General features: G+C 68.6%; 18 protein-coding genes. 12 read left to right on the plus strand and 6 right to left on the minus strand.

Annotation, left to right across the window (positions count from 1 at the left end):
• Window position 1 precedes the first annotated feature (1 nt).
• Window positions 2-1,360, plus strand: coding sequence for a diaminopimelate decarboxylase (gene lysA, locus HLH35_RS09110; RefSeq protein WP_182978838.1), 1,359 nt, complete (start codon window positions 2-4; stop codon window positions 1,358-1,360).
• 7 nt (window positions 1,361-1,367) lie between these two features.
• On the plus strand, window positions 1,368-4,208 hold the full coding sequence (locus tag HLH35_RS09115; protein WP_182978839.1) for a DUF4175 domain-containing protein: 2,841 nt from the start codon (window positions 1,368-1,370) through the stop codon (window positions 4,206-4,208).
• Between the two features lie 232 nt (window positions 4,209-4,440).
• On the opposite strand, the gene HLH35_RS09120 is transcribed toward HLH35_RS09115, so the two are convergent.
• Window positions 4,441-4,581, minus strand: coding sequence for a hypothetical protein (locus HLH35_RS09120; protein ID WP_182978840.1), 141 nt, complete (start codon window positions 4,579-4,581; stop codon window positions 4,441-4,443).
• Window positions 4,582-4,589: 8 nt separating this feature from the next.
• Window positions 4,590-6,020, minus strand: coding sequence for an argininosuccinate lyase (argH, locus tag HLH35_RS09125; RefSeq protein WP_182978841.1), 1,431 nt, complete (start codon window positions 6,018-6,020; stop codon window positions 4,590-4,592).
• A gap of 3 nt (window positions 6,021-6,023) precedes the next feature.
• Here argH and HLH35_RS09130 point away from each other — a divergent pair, with 3 nt between their 5' ends.
• The 10 genes from HLH35_RS09130 to HLH35_RS09175 all read left to right on the plus strand — a co-directional run bounded on the left by HLH35_RS09130 (window position 6,024) and on the right by HLH35_RS09175 (window position 15,485).
• Window positions 6,024-6,614 carry a TlpA family protein disulfide reductase gene (locus HLH35_RS09130; RefSeq protein ID WP_182978842.1) on the plus strand — a complete coding sequence of 197 codons (591 nt, stop codon included), beginning with the start codon at window positions 6,024-6,026 and terminating at the stop codon, window positions 6,612-6,614.
• A gap of 76 nt (window positions 6,615-6,690) precedes the next feature.
• Entirely contained in the window at window positions 6,691-7,467 is a 777-nt protein-coding gene (locus HLH35_RS09135; RefSeq protein ID WP_182978898.1) for an N-formylglutamate amidohydrolase, read from the plus strand.
• Window positions 7,468-7,474: 7 nt separating this feature from the next.
• The gene (locus tag HLH35_RS09140) at window positions 7,475-8,383 is read left to right on the plus strand and encodes a shikimate dehydrogenase (RefSeq protein WP_182978843.1); all 909 of its coding nucleotides are present in this window, start codon (window positions 7,475-7,477) and stop codon (window positions 8,381-8,383) included.
• 2 nt (window positions 8,384-8,385) lie between these two features.
• Window positions 8,386-9,012, plus strand: coding sequence for a dephospho-CoA kinase (gene coaE, locus HLH35_RS09145; RefSeq protein WP_182978899.1), 627 nt, complete (start codon window positions 8,386-8,388; stop codon window positions 9,010-9,012).
• Window positions 9,009-9,689 carry a DNA polymerase III subunit epsilon gene (gene dnaQ / locus HLH35_RS09150; RefSeq protein WP_182978844.1) on the plus strand — a complete coding sequence of 227 codons (681 nt, stop codon included), beginning with the start codon at window positions 9,009-9,011 and terminating at the stop codon, window positions 9,687-9,689. The genes coaE and dnaQ overlap by 4 nt, the downstream gene beginning before the upstream one ends.
• A 108-nt stretch (window positions 9,690-9,797) precedes the next feature.
• Window positions 9,798-12,119: an adenylate/guanylate cyclase domain-containing protein gene (locus tag HLH35_RS09155; protein ID WP_182978845.1), complete on the plus strand. Its 2,322-nt coding sequence runs from the start codon at window positions 9,798-9,800 to the stop codon at window positions 12,117-12,119.
• Window positions 12,116-12,985, plus strand: coding sequence for an MlaE family ABC transporter permease (locus tag HLH35_RS09160; RefSeq protein ID WP_182978846.1), 870 nt, complete (start codon window positions 12,116-12,118; stop codon window positions 12,983-12,985). Before HLH35_RS09155 ends, HLH35_RS09160 begins: the two co-directional genes overlap by 4 nt.
• A gap of 3 nt (window positions 12,986-12,988) precedes the next feature.
• The gene (locus HLH35_RS09165) at window positions 12,989-13,684 is read left to right on the plus strand and encodes an ABC transporter ATP-binding protein (protein ID WP_182978847.1); all 696 of its coding nucleotides are present in this window, start codon (window positions 12,989-12,991) and stop codon (window positions 13,682-13,684) included.
• Entirely contained in the window at window positions 13,684-14,640 is a 957-nt protein-coding gene (locus HLH35_RS09170; protein WP_182978848.1) for an MlaD family protein, read from the plus strand. The genes HLH35_RS09165 and HLH35_RS09170 overlap by 1 nt, the downstream gene beginning before the upstream one ends.
• Window positions 14,637-15,485 carry a hypothetical protein gene (locus HLH35_RS09175; protein WP_246384969.1) on the plus strand — a complete coding sequence of 283 codons (849 nt, stop codon included), beginning with the start codon at window positions 14,637-14,639 and terminating at the stop codon, window positions 15,483-15,485. The genes HLH35_RS09170 and HLH35_RS09175 overlap by 4 nt, the downstream gene beginning before the upstream one ends.
• An 81-nt stretch (window positions 15,486-15,566) precedes the next feature.
• On the opposite strand, the gene HLH35_RS09180 is transcribed toward HLH35_RS09175, so the two are convergent.
• From HLH35_RS09180 to queE, 4 genes are read right to left on the minus strand one after another with little or no spacing between them, the layout of a single operon-like run.
• Window positions 15,567-17,063, minus strand: coding sequence for a SulP family inorganic anion transporter (locus tag HLH35_RS09180; RefSeq protein ID WP_408870109.1), 1,497 nt, complete (start codon window positions 17,061-17,063; stop codon window positions 15,567-15,569).
• Complete coding sequence (locus tag HLH35_RS09185; protein ID WP_182964006.1) at window positions 17,056-17,583, minus strand: 6-pyruvoyl trahydropterin synthase family protein; 528 nt, start codon at window positions 17,581-17,583, stop codon at window positions 17,056-17,058. The genes HLH35_RS09180 and HLH35_RS09185 overlap by 8 nt, the downstream gene beginning before the upstream one ends.
• The gene (gene queC / locus HLH35_RS09190; protein ID WP_182978849.1) at window positions 17,576-18,313 is read right to left on the minus strand and encodes a 7-cyano-7-deazaguanine synthase QueC; all 738 of its coding nucleotides are present in this window, start codon (window positions 18,311-18,313) and stop codon (window positions 17,576-17,578) included. Before queC ends, HLH35_RS09185 begins: the two co-directional genes overlap by 8 nt.
• Window position 18,314: 1 nt before the next feature.
• Entirely contained in the window at window positions 18,315-18,950 is a 636-nt protein-coding gene (queE, locus tag HLH35_RS09195) for a 7-carboxy-7-deazaguanine synthase (protein ID WP_182978850.1), read from the minus strand.
• Window positions 18,951-19,040 lie beyond the last annotated feature (90 nt).

Consider the following 19,040-nt stretch of genomic DNA (forward strand, 5'->3'; position numbering starts at 1 on the left):
CATGCTGGATTGCCCTTCTTCGCCTGCCGAGCAGGACCCGACCGTCGCCGACCTGCTGGCCGCGCGACCGCATCTGTCGATGCACGCCCTTGACGGCCTGGTGCTGGAGGACGTGCCGTTGAACGCGATCGCCGACGCGGTCGGCACCCCGACCTGGGTGATGGGGGCGGGGACCCTGCGGGCGCGCTATCGCCTGCTGGAGAATGCGATGCGCGGTGCGGGGCTGGCGCCGTCGATCCATTTCGCGGTGAAGGCGAACGATCATCTGGCCGTGCTGCGCATTCTGGCGGCGGAAGGGGCCGGCGCCGACGTGGTCAGTGGCGGCGAGTTGCGCCGGGCCCGCGCGGCCGGGGTGCCGGCGGCGCGGATCGTCTTTTCGGGTGTCGGCAAGACGCGCGAGGAAATGGCGCTGGCCCTGGCCGAGGGGATTGGCCATATCGCGGTTGAGAGTGCCGAGGAGCTGGACATTCTCTCCGACGTCGCCGCGTCGTCGGGCCGGGTGGCGCCGATCACGCTGCGGGTGAATCCGGACGTGGATGCCGGCACGCATGAAAAGATCACCACCGGGCTGTCGACCAACAAGTTCGGCATCGCTTACGCCCGCGCTGCCGCGCTGTATGAACGTGCGGCGGGGCTGCCGGGGCTGAAGCCGCTGGGGTTCTCGGTGCATATCGGCAGCCAGATCGTCGCGATGGCGCCCTATCGGGCCGCGTTTGCCCGGGTGGCGGAGCTGGTGCGCACGGTGCGGGCGCGTGGTCTGCCGGTCAGTCTGGTGGATTGCGGCGGGGGCCTGGGCATCTGCTATCGCGATGAGGCCGAAGGGGCGCCGGAGGCATTGGCCGGCGCGATCCGCGCCGAACTGGGCGATCTGGACGTGCGGCTGGCCATCGAGCCGGGGCGCTGGCTGGCGGGGCCGGCCGGGCTGCTGCTGTCGCGGGTGATCTTGCGCAAGGCGGGTGAGGATGGGTTGCCATCCTTCCTGATTCTGGACGCGGCGATGAACGATCTGATGCGCCCCAGCCTCTATGAGGCCTGGCATGGCATTCTGCCGGTTTCGGCCCGCGATGCGACGCGGCCCGTGGAGGCGGTGAATGTGGTCGGGCCGGTTTGCGAGAGTGCGGATTCCTTTGCGGATGGGCGGGTTCTGCCGCGTCTGGACGAGGGGGCGCGGGTCGCGCTGCTGGATACCGGGGCGTATGGCGCGGTCATGAGCTCCACCTATAACGGCCGGCCGCTGGCGGCGCAGGTGCTGGTCGATGGCGGGCGGTGGTCGGTGATCCGCGAACGCCAGCCGGTCGAGAGCCTGTGGGCGGCGGACCGGATTCCCGACTGGGTGACGCCCGTTCCGGCGGGCGGCTGAGCCCGGTATGGCAGGCGGGTCCACATCCCTGCGGGACGACGGGGCGCCGGCGGCTTCCATCGTGCCGTTTGCGGTCCGTCTGGCGGCGGCGCGGCATCGGGCGCGGCTCGTCCTGTGGATCGAGGCGATCCGGCCTGTCCTGCTGCCGGTGCTGGGGATGTTGGTTGCCTATGTGATCGCGGGTCTGCTGGGGGTGCCGCAGACTCTGTCCGACCTGTCGCGCGGGACGATTCTGGTCCTGCTGGCCGGTGCCTGTGTGGGGTGGATCGTCTGGCGGGGGCGGCGGGTGACGGGCCCGACGCCGGATGACATCGACCGGCGGATCGAGCGTGCGTCCGGCCTTGCCCATCGTCCGCTGCAGACGCTGGCCGACCATCCGGCAGTTGGCGGGGCGGAACAGGCGGGATTGTGGGCTGCGCATCTGTGGCGCACGGGGCTGACCATAGGGCGGTTGCGCGCCGGGTGGCCGCGCTTGTGGGCGGGGGCGCATGATCCGTGGCGTCTGGGCATCGTTCTTCCGGTCGCGCTGCTGGCGGCGCTGGGCTGGGCCGGACCGGAGGCGCCGGGACGGCTGGCGGCTGCCTTCTGGCCGGGGCTGGACGATCCGGGTGCGGCGCGGCCGCATATTCAGGCCTGGATCACGCCGCCGGCCTATGCGCCCGGCGCGCCGGTATTTCTGGATGAGGGCACCGGTCGGGCGACGGTGCCGCAGGGATCGGTGCTGAGCGTCAGCGTGACGGATCTGCGGGGGCGGCCGAGCTTGCGTGTGGCCGCGATGGCGTCGGGGCCTGCGGTAGCAGATGACCGGTTCCGTGCGCTGGGGCCGGGAAGCTGGTCGGCGGAGGTCAGGCTGCTGGGCAGCGCGACGCTGGCCCTGCGCGGGCGGGGGCGGACCTTCAGCGACTGGACTGTCACGGTTCTGCCCGATGCGGCGCCGACGATTGCGTGGGGTGCGCGGCCCGGAGCCCCGCCGGGCGAATGGCGCACGCGGCTGCCTTATGCCGCGAAGCAGGCCTATGGCATCGCGTCGTTGCACGCCGAGCTGCGGTTGGCGCAACAGGGCAAGGGAGCGGCGGCCACGCGGGTATTGAGCGTGCCGATTCCGCTTGATGGCCAGCCGCGTGATGCGACCGGCGTTGCCACGCCCGATCTGTCGGCTGATCCGTGGGCCGGCGAGGAGGTTGTGGGCCGGCTGGTGGCGACCAGCACCAGCGGGCAGCCGGGTACGAGCCCGGTGGCGCGGTTCCGTCTCGGCGCGCGCAAGTTCACGAGCCCGGTGGCGAAGGCGGTGCTGGATATCAGGCGCCGGCTGGCGCTGGGGCGCGAGGAACCGGCCGATGGTGCCGCCGATCTGGCGGCGCTGGGCGAGATGCCTGATCCGTTCCAGGCCGATGAGGGTATGTTGCTGAACCTGGCATCGGCCGCCGACATGCTGGAAAGCACCGATGTGGAGCCCCACGCGGCGCTTGATCAGGTGGTGTCGCGGCTGTGGTATCTGGCGCTGGAGATCGAGGATATCCGGCATGGCGGGCGGGCCGGTGCGCAGGCGGCGCTGGATGTGCGCGCGGCGCAGGATGCCGTGACCGCGCAGTTGAACCGCATGCGGGCACTGGGCGCGCAGGGCCAGTCGCCCGCCGAGCAGAGTGAATTGCAGCGGCGGATGGAGGCGTTGCGTCAGGCGATTTCCCGCCGGATGCAGGCGCTGGCCCAGCAGGCGCTGCAATCGCATACCGCCATCCCGGATCTGCCGGGGATGACCCAGGATGGGGACCGGGCGCTGTCGAAGATGATGCAGCAGATGCAGGATGCGGCGAAGAACGGCCGGTCTGCCGATGCGATGCAGATGATGCAGCGTATGGAAGACATGCTGGAACATATGCGCACGGCCTCGCCACAGGATCTGGCGAATCTGGCCGCCCAGATGATGGCGCGCCAGCAGGCCGCCGAACAGCAGGAGGCGCTGCGGGACCTGATTGGCCGCCAGTCCGGGTTGCTGGATCACAGCCAGGCACGCCTGGACCGCGAGCAGCGCGCCCGCGAGAAGGCCGAAGCCGAGCGGCGCGCGCGGCAGGAGGAAGAGGCGCCGGATTCGGATGGTGATCTGGCGACGATGCCGGCGGCCGAATTGATGCGGCGTCTTGGCCTGCGGCCATTGCCGGGCATGCAGGACGAGCAGTCCGGGCATGACGGTCAGCCGGGTGGTCCGCCCCCGCCGCAGGGAAGCGCTTCGGCGGAGGGGGCTGGTGGCCCGCCATCGGCCGGCCCGGATCGGCATGGCGGCGACGCACCGGGTGACGAGACGGCGCGACGGGACGACCGGACCGTGCAGCGCGCGCTGGGGCGGGCGCTGGACGAACTGGGGCGTGAATTCAAGGGGCTGACGGGGAAGGATGCGCCGTCGGGCTTTGCCGATGCGGGGCAGTCGATCAAGAACGCGCGCACGGCCCTGGCTGGTGGCGACGATGCGGCGGCCGCAGCGGCACAGCGCAAGGCTCTGGCCGATCTGCAGAAGGGCGACCAGCAGATGCGTCAGGCCATGAAGGGATCGGGCGGCGGTGGGATGGCCAGCTTCCTGCCGGGCTTCTCGAACGGTTCGGGTGGCGGCAAGCCGGGCGAGGGCGACGAATCCGGGGAGAGTGCGCAGGAAGACCAGAAGGGTGATCGCGACCCGCTGGGCCGGCGGACGGGTGAGGGCAAGGAAGGCATGGATGCCGACACCCATGTGCCCGACGCCGTATCGCGCGAGCGGGCCCGCGAGATCGAGCAGGAACTACGCCGCCGCGATTCCGACCGCACCCGCCCGCGCGAGGAACTGGAATATCTGGACCGCCTGCTGAAACCGTTCTGAAACGCATCGAAGCGGAGCGGCCAACAGGCCGCGAACGCCAGATCGTCATCGGTTGGCGTGAGGCTCGCAAATTTGTGTGGGGAAACGTGGGCTGGTGAGCGAGAGCGGCCCGAAGGGCCGCGGCCGGCGTGCGTTTCCGAGCATCGGAGCGGAGTGGCCTTGATGGCCGTGAGCACCGAAGCACAGGAAACACGCGCCGGATCGCCACCAGCGCGCGTTTCCACACACAAATTCAGTCGGGCATGGGGTAGGTGCGGGGATACGTCATATGCGAGGCCGGGCCGGGGGCGGAGGGCGAGCCCTTCTTGCCGCAGGCCGCGAGGCCCGTCAGCAGCAGGGCGAGGCCCAGCATGGTGCCGACGGGACGTACCATGCGCCGGATCATGGCGTATCGCCTAAGGCGGCCCGCCAGCGTTCGGCCTGGGCGCGGACATTGTCGGGTGCGGTGCCGCCCTCGCTGGTGCGCGAGGCGAGCGAGGCCTCGACGGTGAGGACCGAGAAAATGTCCTGCGTGATGCCGGGCTCTTCGGCCTGCATGTCGGCTAGGGAGAGGTCCGAGAGGTCCACGCCGCGGCTTTCGGCCAGTGCCACCAGGCGGCCGGTGACGTGGTGGGCGGTGCGGAAGGGCAGTTTGAGCACCCGCACCAGCCAGTCCGCGAGGTCGGTGGCGGTGGAGAAGCCGGAGCCGGCATAGGCGCGCATGCGCTCGGTATTGGGCTTGAGGTCGCGGATCATGCCGTCGCAGGCGGCCAGCGACAGGGCGGCGGCGTCGGTGGCGGCGAAGACGGGTTCCTTGTCTTCCTGCATGTCCTTGGCATAGGCCAGCGGCAGGCCCTTCATGACCGTCAGTAGCCCGACCAGCGCGCCCGTGACGCGGCCGATCTTGGCGCGCACCAGTTCCGCCGCGTCCGGGTTGCGCTTCTGCGGCATGATCGACGAGCCGGTGGTGAAGGCGTCGGACAGGCGGATGAAGGCGAACGGCGCCGAGCACCAGATCACGATTTCCTCGGACAGGCGTGACAGGTGCATGGCCATGATCGACAGGGCCGAGAGATATTCCAGCGCGAAATCGCGGTCGGACACGGCGTCGAGTGAATTGGCGGTCGGGCGGTCGAAGCCCAGCGCCTGCGCCGTCATCCGCCGGTCGATCGGGAAGGAGGTGCCGGCCAGGGCCGCGGAGCCGAGCGGGCATTCGTTCAGGCGGCGGCGGGTGTCGGCCAGGCGGCCGCGATCGCGGGCCAGCATTTCTACATAGGCCATCAGATGATGGCCGAAGGTGACGGGTTGGGCGGTCTGCAGATGGGTGAAGCCGGGCATGGGGTCGGCGGCGTGTTCGCGGGCGCGGCGGGACAGGGCGCGCATGAGGGAGGCGATCTGCCCGTCCAGCCCGTCGATGGCGTCGCGGACCCAGAGGCGGAAATCGGTGGCCACCTGGTCGTTGCGCGAGCGCGCGGTGTGCAGGCGCTTGCCGGCCTCGCCGATCCGGTCGGACAGGCGGGCCTCGATATTCATGTGGATGTCTTCCAGCCGGGGGCTGAAATCGAACTGGCCGGCTGCGATCTCCTCGCCGATTCCGGTCAGGCCGTGACGGATTTCGGCCTCGTCTTCGGTGCTGATGATACCGGTTTTGGCCAGCATTGCGGCGTGGGCCAGCGAGCCTGCGATATCCTGCCGCCACAGGGCCTTGTCGAAGCCGATCGAGGCGTTGATGTCCTGCATGATGGCCGAGGGGCCACCCGCGAACCGACCACCCCACTGGACATTCGCCCGTGCGGAGTCATTGTCGGTCGCATGTTCTTCGTTCACAGACATGCCATGCCCCAGATCCTGTCGAAAACCGTCGGTCGGCGAGCGTTGCTCGCGGATGGCGGCACCCTACTGGCCGCATGGCTCGGGTGCAATTCCATCCTTGCGCCGCCGGCGCGGGCGGAAGGGCCGGAGCCGGTGGACCTGCCGCAGCATCGCGCGACCGCGCCGCGCGCGCTGCCGGACCTGACCTTTCTGGATGAAGCCGGAGCCACGCGGCATCTGGCCGATTGGCATGGCCGGATCGTGGTCCTGAATCTGTGGGCCACCTGGTGCCAGCCCTGCGTCGCGGAGATGCCGGCGCTGGCCGCGCTGGCGCGACAGATGGCGCCCGAGGGGGATATCGCGGTGCTGCCGGTCTCGATCGACCATGGGGGGACGGAACTGGTGCGGCGATTCTATCGCACTCATGCGATCGCCGACCTGCCGGTGCTATGTGATCCGCATATGCAGATTCCAACCGCTCTGCGCGAGGACGGGGTGCCGGTGACGCTGGTAATCGACCAGGCGGGGCGCGAGGTTGCGCGGGTCGTCGGCCCGGTGCGCTGGGACCCGACATCGACGCCGGACCGCGTGCGCGGGCTGGCGGCCGGTAGGTGAGGCACGACTCCTTTCGTGATGGCGGGACGCGGGGTAGAACCGGCCGGGGCTGGATGATCAAGTGAGGGACGAGACGATGCGACAGGACGGGCCGCTGCTGGGCGCGGACGATCCGCGGCCGGTGTGGGTGCATGGCCGGACGGGCCTGTCGCCCTTCGTTCTGGTCAGCGACCATGCCGGACGCGCGGTGCCGGCCCGGCTGGGCGATCTGGGCGTGCCGGCTGCTGAATGGGACCGGCATATCGCCTGGGATATCGGCATGGCCGGGATGGGGCGTCTGCTGGCTGAGCGGCTGGAGACGATTCTGGTCGAGCAGGTCTATTCACGCCTGGTGATCGACTGCAATCGCGCGCCGGGGCACCCGACCTCGATCGTGCGGATCAGCGACGGGACGCTGGTGCCGGGCAATGCGGAGCTGGATGCGGCGGCGGTGACGGAGCGGGTTGAGGGGATCTTCCGGCCCTATCACGCGCGGATCACCGAGGAACTGGATGCGCGGCAGGCAGAGGGGCAGCCGACGGTGCTGGTGTCGCTGCACAGTTTTACGCCCGAGATGGATGGGATCGCGCGGCGCTGGCATGCGGGCATTCTGCATAATCATGGTCCGCGCTTTGGGCTGATCCTGAAGGATCTGTTGGACCGGGAGCCTGGTCTGCTGGTCGGCGACAACGAGCCCTATGCGCTGACCGATACCAGCGACCATACGGTGCCGTTCCATGGCGAGGCGCGTGGCCTGCCGCATGTGGAACTGGAGATCCGGCAGGATCTGGTGGCCGATGCGGCAGGACAGCGCGAATGGGCGGATCGGCTGGCGCGGCTGCTGCCGCTGGCCTGGGCGCGATACACGGCGTGAGTGCGGCATGAATAACGTGGTGGATGCTTCTTCTTCGGCGCGGGTTGAGCCCGGCCGGCTGACGATTCGCGGGACGACGGGGCTGGCCGGGGTGATCGGCTGGCCAGTGGCCCATTCGCGCTCGCCGCTGCTGCATAATTTCTGGCTGGCCCGGTATGGCATCGACGGTGCCTATGTGCCGTTGCCGGTGCGGCCGGGGGCGTTCGACGTCGCGGTGCATGGTCTGCGTGCCGCCGGGTTCCGGGGTGCGAACGTGACCATTCCGCACAAGGAGGCGGCGTTCGCGATTGCCGACCGGCTGCATCGCTCGGCCGTGCGCTCCGGTTCGGTCAATACGCTGGTCTTTGCGCAGGATGGGACGATCGAAGCCCATTCGACCGATGGCGACGGGTTTGTTGGCAGCCTGGAGGCGAAGGGCGTGGATGTGACGCGCGGGCCGGTGCTGCTGCTGGGGGCCGGGGGGGCCGCGCGGGCGGTCGCCGCCAGCCTGCTGGATCGTGGCGTGGCGGTCTCGGTCGCCAATCGCACCACCGCCCGGGCCGTGGCGCTGGCCGAGGCGCTGTCGGCAGAGGGGCCGGCGCCGATTTCGGTCATCGACTGGGCGGGTTGGACGGATCATCTGCCGGGTCATGCGCTGCTGGTGAACACCACGTCGCTGGGCATGCATGGCGGGCCGGGTGATGTGTTTGCGCCCGACCTGACGCGTGCGCCGGATGACATGGTGGTGTCGGACATTGTTTATGTGCCGCGCATGACGCCGCTGCTGACCGCCGCGGCGGCGCGGGGGCTGCGGATTGTGGACGGTACCGGCATGCTGCTGCATCAGGCGCGGCTGGGCTTCAAATGCTGGTTCGGTGTCGATCCGGAGGTCGATGCCGATATCCAGGCGCTGTTCGACGCCGACCTCGCGCGGTGACGATGCGTATCCTCGGCCTGACGGGCGGGATCGGGATGGGCAAGTCGACGGTGGCGCGGATGCTGCGGCGAGCCGGCTTTCCGGTGTTCGATGCCGATGCGGCGGTTCATGCGTTGCAGGCGCCCGGTGGCAGGGCGTTGCCGGCGATCGGGCGCCTGGTGCCCGGATCGGTGCGGGATGGGGTGCTGGATCGCGCGGTGCTGCGGCGCGCGGCCGTTGCCGATCGGGCGGTCCTGAAGGGGCTGGAGCGCATCATTCATCCCATGGTGCGCCAGGAGCGCGACCGTTTTCTGGCGCGGGCGCGGCGGGCGGGTCATTCCTGGGCGGTGCTGGATGTGCCGTTGCTGTTCGAAACCGGGGGCGACCGGTTGTGCGACCGGGTGGCCGTGGTCTCGGCACCGCCGGAGGTGCAGGCCTATCGGGTGGCCAAGCGGCGGGGCATGGGGCCGGCCGAGGTGGCGGCGGTGATCGCGCGCCAGATGCCCGACCGGGAGAAGAGGCGCCGGGCGGACGATGTGATCTGCACCGGCCTGTCGCGGAATGATACGATTCGCCGGGTGCGGCGGCTGGTCGCGCGGCTGCGCGCGGAAGATGGAATGCGGCTGCGCGCGGAAGGAAAAACGTCATGAAGCGATCGATCCTGTTCGATACCGAAACCACAGGTCTGGACCCCAGAAAAGGGGATCGGGTGATCGAGATCGCTGCGCTGGAGCTGATCGACGATCTGCCGACCGGGGAGCATTTCCGGGTGCTGATCCATCCGGAGCGGGACATTCCGGAGGAGGCGACGAAGGTTCACGGCTTTACGCTGGCGGATCTGGAGGGCAAGCCACGGTTTCATGAAATCGCAGACGAATTCTTGACTTTTATCGGCCCGGACGAGATGATCGCGCATAATGCGCGTTTCGATTTCGGCTTCCTGAACGCGGAGCTGGAGCGTGCCGGACGGCCGGTGCTGTCGCTGGACCGGATGGTCGATACGCTGGATATCGCGCGCGAGCGCTATCCCGGCCTGCCCAACAGCCTGGACGCGCTGTGCCGGCGTTTCTCGATCGATCTGTCGGCGCGCACCACGCATAATGCGCTGCTCGATTGCCGCCTGCTGGCCGAGGTCTATCTGGAACTGATGGGCGGCCGGCAGCGCGGGCTGGGCCTGATGGTCGAGGATGGGGGAGGTGGCCCGGCCGCGCACAGCTACGAGCGCGTGACTGGCCGCACGCCCCGGCCGATCGTGCCGTCACCCGAGGAACTGGCCGCGCACAGCCGTTTTCTGGAAAAGATCAAGGAGCCGATCTGGTCCGCTTGACCGTGGATGGCAGGCACGCATCTGGCGGGTTGGTTTTTACGGTGACGGTACCCTATCCTCGTGAGGCAACCGTCGTGCGCTCTGGGCCAACAGACCGGGAAGAGATCGTTGAACGCTGACGAAATCGTGGACCCTGCCGATGCCCGCTCGGACCAGGTCAGGCGCTTTCTGCTGCATGTCGGTGTTCCCATCTTCGGCGTCGTGCTGGTGGTTGCGGTCATCGGCGGGATCGGACTGCATTCGTACCGATCGATCCGATCCGGCGCGCTGGCGCTGACCCACGACCTGCTGGTCAGCGAGCAGAATTATATCGCGCAGGAGGTGGGCGATTATCTGGGCCCGGCCACGGCGGGGACGGTGATCGCGCGCGACATGCTGGAGCATGGGTCGCAGACGGCGATCATCAAGATCTTCAATTCCTATGGCGGCAGCATGCTGCGGCATGTGCCGCAGGTCCATTCCTTCTATCTGGCCGATTCCGACGGGCATTTCGACCTGATCGAGCGCGACCCCAAGGGCAAGGGGCTGGAGACGACGCAACTGACCGGCGAGGGAGCGGGGGCGCAGTTCGTCCATCAGTTCCACGACGAGAAGGGCGAGGTGCTGCGCAATGAGAGCAATCCCACGGGCGATTACGACCCGCGAACCCGCGACTGGTTCAGGGGCGCGACCGAATCCGGCAAGCTGTACTGGTCGGCGCCCTATCTGATCACCCAGACGGGCCAGATGATCATTACGGCCTCGATCGCCTATCAGGGGCAGGATGGCCGCCGGTTCGTCTTTGCCGTCAACCTGTCGATGAACGAGCTGACGAATTTTCTGGATTCCCTGCAGATCGGCAAGAGCGGCCATGCGCTGATCCTCGACCAGGACGGGCATCTTCTGGCCGGCCGGCACATGCTGGACGTGGCGAAGAAGGCGAACTGGGACCCGGCGAAGATGGTGCTCGACCCCACGACCTATCCGGTGCTGGCGCAGGCGTTCGATGTCTATCGTGTGCAGGGCTATGGTCCGCATTCGATCCGCAACCGCAAGCGCAATTTCGTCACCATGGCGGCGCCCCTGCCGTCGACGGCGAAGAAATGGGTGTTGATCCTGGTTGCGCCGGAAAGCGATTTTGCGAATTTCGCGATGGTGGACGGCCGGCAGAATTTGATGTTCTCGCTGTTGATCGTCGCCCTTGCGGCCGTGCTGGGGGCGTTGCTGTTCCGCCAGGGGCGGCGGACCGATCGCGTGTCGGCGGAGCTGGAGGGACTGCGCGCGGTCTCGGGGCGTGAAAGCCAGATGCTCCGCACGGTGGCCAGCTATCCGGCGTTGTTCGACCCGACCGACGAGGCGCTGATCCTGACGCGCGGGCTGGCGGAGATGGCGTCGGCCCGGCGGGCGTCGGTGTGGCGCCTGATGCATGACGGGGCCACGCTGCTGTGCGTCGATTCCTACGATTCGCGTCATGACGCCCATTCGGGCGGTTTCGAACTGTCGCGCAACGATCTTCAGGCCTTCTTCGACCTGGTGGCGCATGGTGATGCGATCACGGTGCCCGATGCAGGGGCCGATGAGCGGACGGTCAGTTTTCATCGGCTGTTCATGCGGGCTTTCGGCAGTCGCAGCCTGTTCCTGGTGCCGATCCTGGGGGCCTCGGGGCCGGTCGGGATGATCACGCTGGAGGATGCGCCGCGTGCCGGGCTGGTGTCGCATTTCGTGGCCATGATCGCGGGCATCGTGGCGGCGCGATTCTCCGCCCAGCATTACAGCGCCGTGGCGGCGGCAGCCGAAGAGCTGGCCGCGCCGCCGGCCGAGGAAGCCGAGCATTCGCTGGGCGACGGGTTCCTGATCCCGCCGGGCAGCACCCGGCATGATGGGCAGGGTGGCGTGGTGGAAGGGCTGTTTCCGGCCGTGGCGGTGATGGTGATTACCTTTGCCGACATCATCACCTCCTCGCGGGCCGATCCGGCGCGGATCATCGCGCTGGTCGAGGCGCTGGCGGTCCAGCTTCAGACCGTGGCGCGGGATTATGGCCTGTATTCGATCAAGATGCTGGGTCACCGGCTGGTCTGCGTGGCGGGCTGTTCGCACACGCCCGATCCCGGTGCCGCCGAACGGATGGCGAATGCGGCGCTGGTGATGCGCGAGGCGTCGCTGTCGATCCTGTCGCGCGCGGATCTGGACCCGGTCTTTCGCATGGGGATCGATGTCGGACCGGTTTTCGGCGGCCTGCTGGGCGAGGACCCGAAGGTTTTCAACCTGTGGGGCGATGCCATCGGCATGGCCGAGATGATGGCCCAGGGCGCGCCTGATGTCGGCACCATCCAGGTGTCGGAGGAGGTCTATCAGGTCCTGCGCGGGCGGTTCCTGTTCCGTGAGCGGGGGCGTTTCTTCGTGCCGCATGCGGGCATGACGCGCACGTACGTGCTGGCGGGGCGGCGATGACGGCCGCGCCGGTACCATCCGACGCGCCGGGGGACAGCCCGCCGGACGGTCGGCTGGGCCGGCTGATGTCGATCCTGGCGCGCGTACGTCCTGTGCTGGCGTGGGTTGGCCGTCTGACGCGCCATCAGGTGCGGTTCGTGCTGGCGCTGGTGGGCGCGGCCTGGGGGGTGGTGCGCGAGAGCATGCGCCCCAATTCCTGGCGGCGGACAGTGCGTGAGGAATTCCGCCTGTGTCTGCGCCAAGTGGTGGCTGGCGGATTACTCAGTACGCTGATCACCGCCACGCTGACCGGGCTGATGGTGGTGTGGCAGGCGGTTTATTGGCTGGGCTTTGCCGGCATGGCGCAGATGACCGGGTCGATTCTGGTGTCGGTGCTGGTACGCGAGATCGCGCCGGTGCTGGTGGGAATCATCCTGCTGGGGCGCAGCGGCATGCTGGTCCTGACGGAGATCGGCATCCTGACGTTGGGGGGACAGATCCGCGCGTTGCAGGCGCAGGGCATGGACCCGTTCCTGCTGCTGGTGCTGCCGCGTACCTGCGCGTTCATGGTCGGCGGCTTCACGCTGGGTATACTGTTCGCCACCATATCGCTGCTGATGGGCTTCATCATTACTCACTCGGCGGGTGTGATCACGACCTCGGTGTGGACGTTCTTCGCCAATGTGCTGATGGCGATGTCGTCGTGGGATTTCCTGGTCATTCCGCTGAAATTCATCCTGGTCGGATTCTTCGTCGGGTTGGGGGCCTGCATGACCGGGCTGCTGGTGGATGCTGAGGATACGATCGCGACCCTGATGCCGCGTGGTTTCGCGCGGGGGATCATGACGGTGCTGGTCGTCAATATCCTGTTCAGCATGGGGGGCTGAGCCATGGCGCAAGATGGACCCGTCCTGGATATTCGTGCCGCCCAGCCTTCGTTCGACGAGAGCGGCATGGCTCCGGTGCCGGTCGATCTGCGGCTGATGCCCGGCGATTGCGCCGTCATCGAATGCCGGGATTTCGCGCGGGCTACGCTGTTTGCCGACCTGTGCAGCGGCATGATCGCCCTGGCGTCGGGCAGCGTGCGGTTCATGGGGCTGGACTGGACCGAACTGGGGGATCGGCAGCTTTATGCCCTGCGCGGACGAATCGGGCGGATCACCCGGCGCGGGTCATGGCTGGACCTGTTCGGTACGCACCAGAACATCATTCTCCAGCAATTGCATCATACCACCCGTCCGACCGACGATGTGGTGGCGGATGCGATGAGGCTGGGCATGGCATTCGGTTTTCCCGGCCTGCCCTTGACCGGTCCGGGGCGCCTGTCGGCGGCCGATCTGGCCCGGGCGGCCTGTGTGCGGGCCTTTCTCGGCCGGCCCGACCTGCTGGTGCTGGAAGACATCTCCGACATGCTGCCGCCGGACGCGACGGTGGCATTTCTGGAGGCGATCACGGCGGCCCGGGACCGGGGCGCGGCCGTGATGTGGTTCGCGCGCCATGCGGCGACCTGGGCCGACTATCGGCCGGCGGTGAATGTTCATCTGCGCCTTCTCGATGAAGGTCTTTTCCCGGTGCGGGGGGTCTGATGGCCAAGGATCAAGTGAAGGGCCTGACACGGCAACTGGTGCGCGTGCGGTATGCCGACGAATGGGTCGGTCTGCTGGTTCTGCTGGCGCTGGTGATCTGTTCGGCCGCCGTGATCGAGGCGGGCATCCTGCATAACTGGCTGACGCCGGCCGGGCGGTTGCAGATCGTCCTGCCCGATGGCGGCGTCAGCGGCCTGTCGCCGGGCGACGATGTCGAGGTGGTGGGCATTCGCGCCGGCACCATCCGGCGCATCCGCATCAACCCGACGGGCGGCATGTATGCGATTGCGGATATCGATCCGGATATCGAGCCTTTCATCCGCCGCGACAGCACTGCCACCATCCGCAAGCGGTTCGTGGTGGCTGGGGCGAACTATATCGACATCACACGCGGCGCGGGCCAGCCGATGGACTGGCATTACGCGGTGCTGACCGCGCATCCCGCGCCCAATCCGGCCGACATGATCACCCAGACCTTTGCCGATATCCGTGCGCGCGTCCTGCCGGTGCTGGACAGTTCGCAGCATATGATGTCGATGCTGGATGCCACGGTTACGGACCTGCATGCCGGGAAGGGCACCGCCGGACAGTTGATGACCGACGACAAGCTGATTCGGCAGGCCGAGACGCTGGTTGCGTCGCTGAACGAGGCCGTTACGCGGCTGACGCCGATCGAGCGGCAATTGTCGGGGGTCATGGCGAAGGCCGATGCCAGCATGGCCAATGTCCGCGCCATGTCCGCCGATCTGCGCAAGGCCAGCCCGAGCATGCCCGCGATCACCCGCAACCTGCAGGAGACATCGGCCGAACTGCCGGTGTTGCTGACGCAGGCGCAGACGACGGCTGCCAGCCTGCAGAAACTGACCGACCAGCTACGCGGCCTGTGGCTGCTGGGCGGCGGCGGGGCGAAAGCGCCGCCCTCGAACCGCCTGCCGGCCGGGAGGATCGCGCCATGATGGGTGGATGCGGGCGGGCCGCCCTACTGTTGGTGCTGGCCATGCCGGTGCTGGCCGGGTGCGGAGGCGGCAAGGTGGCGCCGGCTGGCGATACCGTTCTGGATCAGGCGATGGATGCGGGGCATCAGTCGGCAGGGCTGGAGCGGCTGACGGTGGCGGAAGCCCAGTACCGGCTGGCAGGCACGCGCGCGCTGGCGCGGGACGATGCCGGGGCGATCGGCGATGCGGGGTATAATCTGGCGGTGGTGCAACTGGCGCAGGGTCGCCCGGCTGATGCGCTGTCCACCATTGCGGCCACGCGGGCCGCATTGGCGGTGCGGGGGCGTCAGGGGGCCGATGCCGGGTTGGACCTGACGCAGGCGGCCGCCCTGCATCGCCTGTCGCGGGACGATGAGGCGGCGCCGCTGGCCGCCGGTGCGATGGCGAGCCCCGATCCGGCGGTTGCCGAGCAGGCCAGCCTGCTGACCGGGTTGATCGCGGACGCGAGGGGCGACAGGGCGACGCTGGCGCAGGCGGTGGCGCATCTGGCGCATGTGCGCCCCGTGGCGGCGAAATGGCAGGCGGACGAGGATGAATTGCAGGCCCGGCTGAGGCTGGCGCAGGAGCCGGCGGCGGCGCAGGAATTGGCTGTTCATGCCGCCGATCTGCGGCGGCAGCTTGTGGATTATCGCGGCATGGCGCGGGCGCTGACCCTGGCCGCCCGCGCGGCGGGGCAGGCAGGCGATTCCGGTGGGGCTGCGGCTCTGTCGCTTCAGGCCGCGCAGAGCCAGCACGCGCAATCGGCCAGCGCGCCGGTTGTCGCCGGGGCGCCGGACCCGTTTGCGGAGCCGGCGCCGCCGATCTGAGGCGTGTGGTGCCTCACGGAACCGGGCTGGAAATGTGGGCTGGTGAGCGGGTGCGGCCAGCCCGCATTCACAGCCTACTTCTCAGGTCTGGGGCGCGACGTTGAGATCTGAATGGCGATCGATCAGGGTGGCGCTGGCGCTGTTGAGGCCCAGAAGTTCGACGGTCAGGCCATGGCTTTCCATGCGTGCGACGATGTCGCGCAGGGTGCCGACGGCCGTGATGTCCCAGAAATGGGCGTGGCGCAGGTCGATGCGGATGTGGCGGGCGGTGTCGCGCGTGTCGAACCCCTCGGCGAACAGGTCGGCCGAGGCGAAGAAGATCTGGCCCGTCACGCTGTAGGTGCGGGTGTCGCTGGCGGCGTCGTAGCGCGTTTCGACCGTGACCAGACGTGAGACGCTGGCGGCGAAAAACAGGCCGCTGAGCAGCACGCCCACCAGCACGCCCGCCGCCAGATTGTGGGTTGCCACCACCACCGCCACGGTTGCCAGCATGACCAGGCTGGCCCCGCGCGGGTGGGTGCGCAGGTCGCGCAGCGACGACCAGGAGAAGGTGCTGGCTGAGACCATGATCATGATCGCCACCAGGGCGGCGACCGGCACCCGGGCCACCCACGGCCGCAGCGCCACCATCAGCAGCAGCAGGAACGCCCCGGCGACGAAGGTCGAGAGCCGCCCGCGCCCGCCATAGCGCAGATTGCCCACCGTCTGGCCGATCATGCCGCAGCCGGCGATGCCGCCGAACAGGCCGACGGCGACATTGGCCAGCCCGAGCCCGACGCATTCGGTGCGCTTGCTGCTGTGGGTTTCGGTCATGTCGTCCACCACGCTGGCGGTCATCATCGATTCCAGCAGGCCGACCATCGCCATGGCGGCGGCAAAGGGCAGGATGGTTTCCAGCGTGGACAGGGATAGCGGCACAAGCGGCCAGACCAGATGCGGCAGGCTGTCGGGCAGGCGGCCCAGATCGGCCACCGTATGCAGGGGCATCGGCCATATCGTGGCGACGGTCGTGAGTGCCAGGATGCAGATCAGGGGGGAGGGGATGGCGCTGAAGAGGCGTGGCACGCCATAGATGATGGCTAGGCCCAGCGCGATCATGGCGTAGGTGTGCCATGTCACATGGAGCATGTGCGGCAGTTGCGCCGAGAAGATCAGGATGGCCAGCGCGTTGACGAAGCCGGTGCGGACCGGGCGGGAGACGTAGCGCATCAGCAGGTGCAGCCGCGCCGCGCCGGCCAGCATCTGCAACAGGCCGGCCAGCAGGGTGGCGGCCAGCAGATATTGCACGCCGTGCGCGCGCACCAGCGCCGCCGCCACCAGTGCGACCGAGCCGGCGGCGCCGGAGATCATGGCCGGGCGGCCGCCGGCGATGGCGATGACGACGCTGATGACGAACGATGCGTAAAGCCCGACCTCCGGGTCCACGCCGGCGGCGAAGGAGAAGGCGATGACTTCGGGGATCAGGGCGAAGGTGCCGACCATGCCGGCCAGGATTTCGCGCACCGGATTGGCCAGCCATTCGGCGCGGTAGCGGGCGAAACCGGTGAGGGGTGATGCGGCCATCGGTGCTTCAGACATCGGCAATACTGTCGTCGGCGCGCCGCCACCAGCAGTTGGTCGCGGGGCGCGGGGTGGGGAGCGCTTCCAGCGGGTCGCCCTCGTAGCGGACGGTGTTGGTCGGGGTTTCCTGCAAGGTGATCTCCGCGCAGCGCAGCAGGCCGCCATCGTCGTCCAGCAGCGCGTTCAGCTTGGCCATCATCAGGCAGGCCATCAGTTCGGTGGTCGGGTCGCCGGGAGTGACGACGATGCGGCGGGCGCGTTCGGGCTCGTGCGCGCGGAACCAGGCCAGCAGCGGGTCGTCCTCGGCCAGTTGCAGGGCATGATCCAGCCGTTCGTCCACGAAGCGGTGCCAGCGCGACTTGGCGCGCTGGAAGGAGACGACCATGTTGCCGGACCCGTCCAGCGGGCGGGGCGCGGTAGGGCGCAGGCGCACGGTGACGAATTCGTTGTGGCCGTGCGGCAGGGCGCAGCTTTCGCTGGCGCCGTGGATCAGCCGGTGGCCCATCGAGAAGCGGCGGGTGAAGACCAGATCAAGCATCGGCGCGACCCGCCATGTAGCGCTCCCACCCGACGCGGCGCAGGTCGCAGGCGGGGCAGGTGCCGCAGCCATGGCCCCATGGGTGCATCGTCTCGCGCGTGCCCAGATAGCAGCTATGGCTCTCGCGGTTGATCAGCGCGACCAGATCGGGGCCGCCCAGGCTTTCGGCCAGGCGCCAGGTATCGGCCTTGTCGATCCACATCAGCGGCGTATGCAGGACCAGCCGGCTGGCCATGCCGAGATTCAGCGCCACCTGCATGGCCTTGATCGTGTCGTCGCGGCAGTCGGGGTAGCCGGAATAATCGGTCTCGCACATGCCGCCGATGATGTGGCGTGCGCCGCGGCGGGCGGCCAGGGCGGCGGCGAAGGTCAGGAAGATGAGGTTGCGGCCGGGCACGAAGGTGCTGGGCAGGCCGTTCTCGTTCATCGTGATGGCGGCGTCGCGGGTCAGCGCGGTGTCGGAGACCGCGCCCAGCGCGTCGAGCGCCAGCGTATGGTCCTCGCCCAGCCGGGCCGCCCAGGCGGGATCGTGCGCGGCCATGCCCGCGCGCAGCGTGTCGCGGCATTCCAGTTCCACCGCGTGGCGCTGGCCGTAGGCGAAGCCCAGTGTTTCGACCCGGCCGAAGCGCGACAGCGCCCAGGCCAGGCAGGTCGCGGAATCCTGGCCGCCGGAGAACAGCACGATCGCGCTTTCCTGTTTCGGGTCGGCGGGGGTCAGCGTTGCGGCCATATCAGGGAATCCCGATCAGCTTGTGGGTCTGCAGGGACAGGCGCCAGCGTGGGTGGGTGCGGCAATAGGCGACGGCCTGCTGGGTATTGCGGGCCTGGTCGGGGCCGTCCATCGGCTGGAGCCAGAATTGCTGGAAGTCCAGATCGGCCACCGCTTCGGGCAGCAGGCCGGGCTGGGGGTAGACCAGTTTCAGTTCGTGGCCGCTGCGCTGGACCAGCGCGGCACCTTCCTTGGGGCTGACGCAGATCCAGTCGATGCCCTCGGGGGCGGCCAGGGTGCCGTTGGTCTCGATGGCGATTTCGAAGCCGCGTGCGTGTACCGCCGCGATCAGCTTTGCATCGAGTTGGAGCAGCGGCTCGCCGCCTGTGAAGACGACGAAGGCGTGGTCGCGGCCCGGTGCGGCCCAGGTTGCGGCGATGGCGTCGGCCAGGGAGGCGGCATCGGCGAAACGGCCGCCGCCTTCGCCGTCGGTGCCGACGAAATCGGTGTCGCAGAAACGACAGGTCGCGCCCGCGCGATCGGCCTCCCGCCCCGACCAGAGATTGCATCCGGCGAAACGGCAGAACACGGCGGCGCGGCCGGCATACGCGCCCTCACCCTGGAGGGTCGCGAACATCTCCTTGATCATATAGGCCATGGGGGTGATGTCGGACAGGCGGTGCCCGGACGCAAGCGTTAAATCATGGTACCGCGCTGGTCGTGCGATGTGCGCAGGGGGTGGCAGGTG

The organism is Gluconacetobacter asukensis, assembly GCF_014174375.1.
Taxonomy (GTDB): Bacteria; Pseudomonadota; Alphaproteobacteria; order Acetobacterales; family Acetobacteraceae; genus Gluconacetobacter; species Gluconacetobacter asukensis.

Excerpts from the sequence above, each read along its gene's own strand:
- lysA (WP_182978838.1), top strand. The coding sequence starts at position 2 with ATGCTGGATTGCCCTTCTTCGCCTGCCGAGCAGGACCCGACCGTCGCC.
- HLH35_RS09115 (WP_182978839.1), top strand. The coding sequence starts at position 1,368 with ATGGCAGGCGGGTCCACATCCCTGCGGGACGACGGGGCGCCGGCGGCT.
- HLH35_RS09120 (WP_182978840.1), bottom strand. The coding sequence starts at position 4,581 with ATGGTACGTCCCGTCGGCACCATGCTGGGCCTCGCCCTGCTGCTGACG.
- argH (WP_182978841.1), bottom strand. The coding sequence starts at position 6,020 with ATGTCTGTGAACGAAGAACATGCGACCGACAATGACTCCGCACGGGCG.
- HLH35_RS09130 (WP_182978842.1), top strand. The coding sequence starts at position 6,024 with ATGCCCCAGATCCTGTCGAAAACCGTCGGTCGGCGAGCGTTGCTCGCG.
- HLH35_RS09135 (WP_182978898.1), top strand. The coding sequence starts at position 6,691 with ATGCGACAGGACGGGCCGCTGCTGGGCGCGGACGATCCGCGGCCGGTG.
- HLH35_RS09140 (WP_182978843.1), top strand. The coding sequence starts at position 7,475 with ATGAATAACGTGGTGGATGCTTCTTCTTCGGCGCGGGTTGAGCCCGGC.
- coaE (WP_182978899.1), top strand. The coding sequence starts at position 8,386 with ATGCGTATCCTCGGCCTGACGGGCGGGATCGGGATGGGCAAGTCGACG.
- dnaQ (WP_182978844.1), top strand. The coding sequence starts at position 9,009 with ATGAAGCGATCGATCCTGTTCGATACCGAAACCACAGGTCTGGACCCC.
- HLH35_RS09160 (WP_182978846.1), top strand. The coding sequence starts at position 12,116 with ATGACGGCCGCGCCGGTACCATCCGACGCGCCGGGGGACAGCCCGCCG.
- HLH35_RS09165 (WP_182978847.1), top strand. The coding sequence starts at position 12,989 with ATGGCGCAAGATGGACCCGTCCTGGATATTCGTGCCGCCCAGCCTTCG.
- HLH35_RS09170 (WP_182978848.1), top strand. The coding sequence starts at position 13,684 with ATGGCCAAGGATCAAGTGAAGGGCCTGACACGGCAACTGGTGCGCGTG.
- HLH35_RS09175 (WP_246384969.1), top strand. The coding sequence starts at position 14,637 with ATGATGGGTGGATGCGGGCGGGCCGCCCTACTGTTGGTGCTGGCCATG.
- HLH35_RS09180 (WP_408870109.1), bottom strand. The coding sequence starts at position 17,063 with ATGTCTGAAGCACCGATGGCCGCATCACCCCTCACCGGTTTCGCCCGC.
- HLH35_RS09185 (WP_182964006.1), bottom strand. The coding sequence starts at position 17,583 with ATGCTTGATCTGGTCTTCACCCGCCGCTTCTCGATGGGCCACCGGCTG.
- queC (WP_182978849.1), bottom strand. The coding sequence starts at position 18,313 with ATGGCCGCAACGCTGACCCCCGCCGACCCGAAACAGGAAAGCGCGATC.
- queE (WP_182978850.1), bottom strand. The coding sequence starts at position 18,950 with ATGGCCTATATGATCAAGGAGATGTTCGCGACCCTCCAGGGTGAGGGC.